This is a genomic window from Azohydromonas sp., assembly GCF_035325925.1.
Taxonomy (GTDB): Bacteria; Pseudomonadota; Gammaproteobacteria; order Burkholderiales; family Burkholderiaceae_C; genus Calidifontimicrobium.
The window spans coordinates 1-6,388 of the sequence record NZ_DAOKZA010000092.1; the positions used below are offsets into that span (position 1 = coordinate 1).

Here is a 6,388-nt window from a genome sequence, read left to right on the forward strand (position 1 = left end):
AGCTGGTCAAGGCCAACGGCTGGATCGAGGGGCTGACGATCGCCTCGATCATCCTCGGCGTCGTGCTCGGCGGCCAGCTGGTGGGGCCGCACATCGCGCCGTGGCTGCTGGCGCTGGCGCCGCCGGGCGTCGACAGCGCGCCGCAGGCGGCGATCGCGGCGCTGGTCTCTCTGTACGTCGTCGCGGCAGTGTTCAACCTGTACATCCCGCGCACGTCGACGCCCCTGCGCCCGTTCGGCGGCAACCCGCTGGCGCTGGTGCGCGACTTCTCGCAGTGCAACGCGCGGCTGTGGAGCGACAAGCTCGGCCAGATCTCGCTGGCGACGACCACGCTGTTCTGGGGCGTGTCGGGCAACCTGCGCTACATCGTGCTGGCGTGGGCCGCGGCGGCGCTGGGCTACGGCACGACGCAGGCGTCGTCGCTGGTCGGCGTGGTGGCCATCGGCACCGCCGCCGGCGCGGTGCTGGCGTCGGTGATGATGCGCCTCGAGCATGCCACCCGCGTGATCCCGCTGGGCGTCGCGATGGGGCTGCTGGTGATCGCGATGAACGCCATCGGCAATGTCTGGGTCGCGGCGCCTTTCCTGATGCTGCTCGGCGCGCTCGGCGGCTTCCTCGTCGTGCCGATGAACGCGCTGCTGCAGCACCGCGGCCACAACCTGATGGGCGCCGGGCGCTCGATCGCGGTGCAGAACTTCAACGAGCAGGCGTGTATCCTGGCGCTCGGGGCGTTCTACACCGGCATGACCAAGTGGGGGCTGTCGGCGTTCGGCGCGATCACCGTGTTCGGGCTGGTCGTCGCCGGCACGATGGAACTGATCCGCCGCTGGCACCGCCGCAACTGCGTCGAGCACCGCGACGAGGTCGAGCGCCTGCTGACGATCGCCCGCAGCGACAGTCATTGACCCCCCCCCCCGCGGCGCCTTCGCAGCCGCCTCGACGGAGCTGCGCCGGGCCACCGGCGCAGCCGGATCGAAGGGACTGCGCCGGGCCACCGGCGCCGCCGGATCCGCGGCGTGCGCACGCGGGCTGCGCCTGCCCCACGCCACCGGGCGCACGGCCATCCGCAGCCCCGACAATGCCCGGTTTGCCTCAGCCCGCATGAATCCCCGTTCCGCCGCCTGGCCCGCCGCCGCGCTGACGCTCAACGCGCTGGTGTGGGGCCTGTCGTGGTGGCCGTTTCGCGAGCTGCACGCCGTGGGGCTGCACCCGCTGTGGGCGACGGCGCTGATCTACGCGCTGGCGACGGCGGCGCTCGGCGCGTGGCGCCGCGACGTGTGGCGCGAGGTCGCGGCGCACCGCGCGCTGTGGGTGCTGGTCGTCGCGTCGGGCACGACCAACGCCGCGTTCAACTGGGCGGTGACGATCGGCGACGTCGTGCGCGTGGTGCTGCTGTTCTACCTGATGCCGCTGTGGGCGGTGCTGCTGGCGCGCTGGCTGCTCGGCGAGCCGCTGCACCGCGGCGCACTGGCGCGCGTGGCGCTGGCGCTCGCAGGTGCTGCCACCGTGCTGTGGCCCGACGGCGGCGGCTGGCCCTTGCCGCGCACGCTGTCCGACGCGCTCGGCCTGCTCGGCGGCTTCACGTTCGCGCTGAACAACGTGATGCTGCGCCGCGAGGCCGCGCGCAGCGAGTCGGCACGCGCCGCGGCGATGTTCGCCGGCGGCGTGCTGGTGGCCGGCGGCGTCGCGCTGCTGCTCACGTGGGCCGGGCGAGTCGGCGCGCCGCCGCCGCCCGCGCCCGGCTGGGTGGCCGGCGCCGCGCTGCTCGGCGCGCTGTTCCTCGTCGCCAACCTGGCGCTGCAGTACGGCGCGGCGCGGCTGCCGGCGCAGGCCACCGCGGTGATCATGCTCACCGAGGTGCTGTTCGCGTCGGCGTCGGCGATCGCGCTGGGCGCGGGCACGCTCGGCTGGCGCATCGTCGTCGGTGGCGCGCTGATCGTCGCTGCCGCCGCGCTTGCGGCACGCGCACGCCCGGCCGTGCCGTGACGCATGCCGCGGTGCGCACCGGGACTCAGCGCCGCGGTGCGCGCGCGTCGGCGGTGGCGATGCGCACGCCGTGGCGGTGCAGCAGTTCGCGCAGCTCGGTCGCGGCGGGGGGCTTGGCGAGGTAGGCGTCGCAGCCGGCGAGCGTGCCACGCACGCGGTCGCTGGCGCCGGGGCGCTCCGACAGCAGCACGACCACCGGCAGCGCGCCGGCGAGCGGGCGCTGCCTGCGCTTGATCTGGCGGCACAGCGCGAGGCCGTCGAGTTCGCTGTGCGCCCCGAGTTCGGCGGCGATGAACACGAAGTCGACCGGCGCGTCGGCCAGCCGCGCCAGCGCTTGCGCGCTGTCGCCGACGCACTGCGTTGCCAGCCCGAGCGCCTGAAGGTGCTGTTCGAGCGGGTGCGGTGCGGTGTCGTCGGGGTCGACCAGCAGCGCCTCGGGCAGCCGCGGCGGCGCGTGCGCCGTCGGGTCGGCCGGCGCTTCGTCGAGCGGCACGGGCGCCGAGTCCCAGGCGCGGCGCTGCGGACGCCCGGGTTCGTCGCCGACGGCCGCTGCATCGACGCCGTTGGCACCCGCCACGGCACGCTGCGGGCGCGGCGACCACGCCGTCGCCGCGGCCAGCGGCTGCGCATCGTGCAGCGCGGCGAGCGCGTCGAGCTCGCGCAGCACGTGCAGCGGGTCGATCGGGCGCATCGTCCACGCCGCGGTGCCCGGCGGCGGGTGTGCGCCGACGAACACCGCCTGGCGCAGCCGGTCGCGCCGGGCCAGTTCGTCGACCACCTCGGGCCGGTCGGCGTCGGCGACGACGAAGTCGGCCATCTCCAGCGTGGGCACTTGTTCGTAGACCGGGCGGCGTTCGGCGCTGAGGCGGAAGTACGAGCCGAGCGCGCTGCGCTCGAACCCGCTGAACCCCCGCAAAGCCACCCTGTACCGTGCGCGCATGCGCTCCCCAGCCGCCACGGCGCATCGTCGGCGGCGGCACCGGTGGTGTCAATGCCACGGCGGCCCGCATGCAGGGGGTACCATCGCCGACCGCTTTGCGCCACCGCCGCCCGCCATGCCCGCCACCAGCATCCATGACTTCCAGGCCCTGTCGATCGAGGGCAAGCCGGCCGACCTGGGTACGCAGCGCGGCAAGGTGCTGCTGATCGTCAATACGGCCAGCGCCTGCGGCTTCACGCCGCAGTTCGCCGGACTCGAGGCGCTGTGGCAGCGCTACCGCGACCGCGGGCTGGTGGTCGTCGGGTTCCCGTGCAACCAGTTCGGCGGCCAGGACCCGGGTAGCGACGACGAGATCGGCGCGTTTTGCCAGCGCAACTACGGCGTGAGCTTTCCGATGATGGCCAAGGTCGACGTCAACGGGCCGCAGGCGCACCCGCTGTGGCAGTGGCTGACGGCCCAGGCGCCGGGAGTGCTGGGCAGCAAGGCGATCAAGTGGAACTTCACCAAGTTCCTCGTCGGCCGCGACGGCCAGGTGATCCGACGCTATGCGCCCACCGACACGCCGGAGTCGATGGCCAAGGACATCGAGGCCGCCCTCGCGGCCTGACCCCACCCCCACGCAGCGCTGCCATGTTCGAACACGTCGAGCCGTTCGCCGGCGACCCCATCCTCGCACTGGTCGAGGTCTTCAACGCCGACCCGCGTCCGCACAAGGTCAACCTGAGCATCGGCATCTACTTCGACGAGGCCGGGCGCATCCCGGTGCTCGAGTCGGTGCGCCGCGCCGAGGCCGCCGTCGTCGCGCGCGGCGGCGCCAAGCCGTACCTGCCGATCGAAGGCGCCGCCAACCTGCGCCGCGCGGTGCAGGAACTGCTGTTCGGCGCCGACCACGAGGTGCTGGCCGGCGACCGCGTCGCGACGATCCAGTCAGTGGGGTCTAGCGGTGGGCTGAAAGTGGGTGCGGACTTCATCAAGCGCTGGTTTCCGGCGAGCGACGCGTGGGTCAGCGACCCGACCTGGGACAACCACCGCTCGATGTTCGAAGGCGCCGGCATCGCGGTGCACAGCTACCCGTACTACGACGCGGCCACCGGCGGCGTGCGCTTCGACGCCATGTGCGAGACGCTCGACGCGCTGCCCGAGCGCAGCGTCGTGCTGCTGCACGCCTGCTGCCACAACCCGACCGGCGTCGACTTGTCGCGCGCGCAGTGGGACGCGCTGATCCCGCTGCTGCAGCGCCGCCGGCTGATCCCGTACCTCGACCTCGCATACCAGGGCTTCGGCGACGGCATCGCCGACGACGCCTACGCGGTGCGCGCGCTGGCGTCGGCCGGCCTGTCGTTTTTCGTCGCCAATTCGTTCTCCAAGAGCATGAGCGTGTACGGCGAGCGTGTCGGCGCGCTCAGCGTCGTGTGCCCCAACGCGCGCCAGGCCGAACACGTGCTCGGGCAGCTGAAGTTCGCTGTGCGGCGCAACTACTCGAGCCCACCGATCCACGGCGGGCAGATCGTCGCCGAGGTGCTGACGGACCCGGCGCTGCGCGTGCGCTGGGAGGCCGAGCTCGGCGCGATGCGCGAACGCATCGCCGCGATGCGTCGCGCGCTGCACGGCGTGGTCAGCGCCAAGGTGCCTGGGCGCGACTTCGGCTACTTCCTCAGCCAGCGCGGGATGTTCAGCTACACCGGCCTGAGCGCGGCGCAGGTCGACCGGTTGCGCGACGAGTTCGCCGTGTACCTGATCCGCTCGGGGCGGATCTGCATCGCCGGGCTCAACGACGCCAACGTCGAGCGCACTGCGCAGGCGATGGCCGCGGTGCTCGCCGGCTGATCAGGCCTGCGCGGCGTCGCTGACGAGCCGGCGCAGCCAGGCGTGCGCCGCGTCGTCGTCGCGGCGCAGGTGCCACACCATCTCGACCTGCACGTGCGGCAGCGCCAGCGGCAGCGGCGCAGTGACCAGCGCGCCAGCCATGCCGGTGGCGTCGACGAAACCGGCCGGCAGCACCGTCAGCAGGTCCGAAGCGCAGACCACGCGACCGGCGACGAAGAACTGGTTGACAGTCAGCACGATGCGCCGCTGGCGGCCGAGCGCCGACAGCGCCTGGTCGACGAAGCCGTGCGGACGCCCCGAGAAGCTCACCAGCAGGTGGTGCGCGGCACAGAACGCGTCGAGCGTCAGCGGCCGCCCGGCCAGCGGGTGCCCGCGGCGCATCACGCAGACGTACTCGGTCTCGCGCAGCCTGCGGTGACGCAACGCGCCGTGCGGCCCGGCGGCCTGGATCGCGGTGATCGCCTGCGGGAAGTAGCCGATGGCGAGGTCGGCGTCGCCGCGCTCGATCAGCGCGCGCGGGTCGCGCGTCGCCAGCGGCAACACCCGCAGGTTGGCGAGCGCTCGCATCTGCTCGAACGCCTGCACCATCGCGGGCATCAGCATGGCCGCGGTGGCGTCGACCATCGCCAGCCGGAAGCTCACCGCGCCGCGATCGGGCCGGAACGCCTCGGGCGCCAGCGCGCCGCGCAGCGCCGCCAGCGCGGCACGCACCTGCGGCCATAGCGCCTCGGCGCGTGGGGTCGGCGTCATGCCGCCGGCAGCGCGCACGAACAGCGGCTCGCCGACCGCCGCGTGCAGCCGCTTCAGCGCGTGACTGACCGCCGGTTGCGTCATCGCCAGCGACTGAGCGGCGCGCGTCAGGCTGCCGTCGGCCATCACCGCGTCGAAGACGCGCAGGAGGTTGAGGTCGAAGGTGCGGAAGTTCATCGGCACGAACATTCTCGACGCTTATGTCCGCTATCCAGAACATTCATTTGATACTTATGCGTATTTACCCTAAGCTATCGATGTCAGAAGATCAATCACGTTCACCTGTCGAGGAATCTGCGATGTCCGCCCACTCCGCCACCCTGCGCGCCCTTCCGGCAACGCGCGTCGACGACCCGATCGGGACGTGGCGCCGCGTCGGCCGCCGCCTGTGGCTCGCCCTGATCGCACACGGCGAACGCCGCGCGGCAGCCGCGTTGCGGCGCATGGCGGTGGCGCAACACGACGTCGACCCGGCACTGGCGCAGCAGTTGACCGCCGCCGCCGCGCGCCGCGTCACGCCCTGACCCTGTCGAGAGGAAGCACCATGTCGAGCACCACCTTCGTCACCCCGGCCCAGGCCCCGCTGACGGCTCCGCGCGGCGCGCGCTGGGCCGCCGAGATCGCCGCGCGCGCCTGGCGCGCCGTCGCCCGTGCCCTGGCCACGCCGCCGGCGCGCGCCGACGTGGCCGGCCTGCGCCGCTATGCGGCCAGTCTGCAGTCCAGCGACCCGCGCTTCGCCGCCGACCTGTTCGCCGCGGCCGACCGGCACGAGCGCCAGATCGGCGCCTGAGACGCCCGGGCGGGCGGGCCGGGCGCCGCCCGATCCGGGGGCGCTCAGATGCAGCGCCCGCCGTCGACCTCCATCGCGACGCCGGTGATCATCGA

General features: G+C 73.3%; 8 protein-coding genes. 6 read left to right on the forward strand and 2 right to left on the reverse strand.

Annotated features, from left to right (window positions below; all coding sequences use genetic code 11):
- Both lplT and PKC53_RS18420 read left to right on the forward strand, forming a co-directional pair.
- On the forward strand, positions 1–905 hold a 905-nt coding region (gene lplT, locus PKC53_RS18415; protein ID WP_324431284.1), incomplete at its 5' end, for a lysophospholipid transporter LplT.
- A gap of 196 nt (positions 906–1,101) precedes the next feature.
- Complete coding sequence (locus tag PKC53_RS18420) at positions 1,102–1,986, forward strand: DMT family transporter (protein ID WP_324431286.1); 885 nt, start codon at positions 1,102–1,104, stop codon at positions 1,984–1,986.
- A gap of 25 nt (positions 1,987–2,011) precedes the next feature.
- Here PKC53_RS18420 and PKC53_RS18425 read toward each other — a convergent pair whose 3' ends face one another.
- Positions 2,012–2,902: a response regulator gene (locus PKC53_RS18425; protein WP_324431288.1), complete on the reverse strand. Its 891-nt coding sequence runs from the start codon at positions 2,900–2,902 to the stop codon at positions 2,012–2,014.
- Positions 2,903–3,041: 139 nt separating this feature from the next.
- Between PKC53_RS18425 and PKC53_RS18430 the strand changes: the two genes are divergently transcribed.
- Together PKC53_RS18430 and PKC53_RS18435 are read left to right on the forward strand one after the other, a co-directional pair.
- A complete protein-coding gene (locus PKC53_RS18430; protein WP_324431290.1) occupies positions 3,042–3,533 on the forward strand; it encodes a glutathione peroxidase in 492 nt (163 codons plus the stop codon).
- 23 nt (positions 3,534–3,556) lie between these two features.
- Positions 3,557–4,753: an amino acid aminotransferase gene (locus PKC53_RS18435; protein ID WP_324431292.1), complete on the forward strand. Its 1,197-nt coding sequence runs from the start codon at positions 3,557–3,559 to the stop codon at positions 4,751–4,753.
- Here the strand turns inward: PKC53_RS18435 and PKC53_RS18440 are convergent, their stop codons facing one another.
- Positions 4,754–5,680 carry a LysR family transcriptional regulator gene (locus PKC53_RS18440; protein ID WP_324431293.1) on the reverse strand — a complete coding sequence of 309 codons (927 nt, stop codon included), beginning with the start codon at positions 5,678–5,680 and terminating at the stop codon, positions 4,754–4,756.
- A 122-nt stretch (positions 5,681–5,802) separates the two neighbouring features.
- On the opposite strand from PKC53_RS18440, the gene PKC53_RS18445 reads away from it, so the two are divergent.
- Positions 5,803–6,027, forward strand: a complete 225-nt coding sequence (locus PKC53_RS18445) for a hypothetical protein (RefSeq protein ID WP_324431295.1) — start codon at positions 5,803–5,805, stop codon at positions 6,025–6,027.
- Between the two features lie 20 nt (positions 6,028–6,047).
- Entirely contained in the window at positions 6,048–6,293 is a 246-nt protein-coding gene (locus PKC53_RS18450; RefSeq protein ID WP_324431297.1) for a hypothetical protein, read from the forward strand.
- Positions 6,294–6,388: the final 95 nt, after the last annotated feature.

Excerpts from the sequence above, each read along its gene's own strand:
- PKC53_RS18430 (WP_324431290.1), top strand. The coding sequence starts at position 3,042 with ATGCCCGCCACCAGCATCCATGACTTCCAGGCCCTGTCGATCGAGGGC.
- PKC53_RS18450 (WP_324431297.1), top strand. The coding sequence starts at position 6,048 with ATGTCGAGCACCACCTTCGTCACCCCGGCCCAGGCCCCGCTGACGGCT.
- PKC53_RS18420 (WP_324431286.1), top strand. The coding sequence starts at position 1,102 with ATGAATCCCCGTTCCGCCGCCTGGCCCGCCGCCGCGCTGACGCTCAAC.
- PKC53_RS18435 (WP_324431292.1), top strand. The coding sequence starts at position 3,557 with ATGTTCGAACACGTCGAGCCGTTCGCCGGCGACCCCATCCTCGCACTG.
- PKC53_RS18445 (WP_324431295.1), top strand. The coding sequence starts at position 5,803 with ATGTCCGCCCACTCCGCCACCCTGCGCGCCCTTCCGGCAACGCGCGTC.
- PKC53_RS18440 (WP_324431293.1), bottom strand. The coding sequence starts at position 5,680 with ATGAACTTCCGCACCTTCGACCTCAACCTCCTGCGCGTCTTCGACGCG.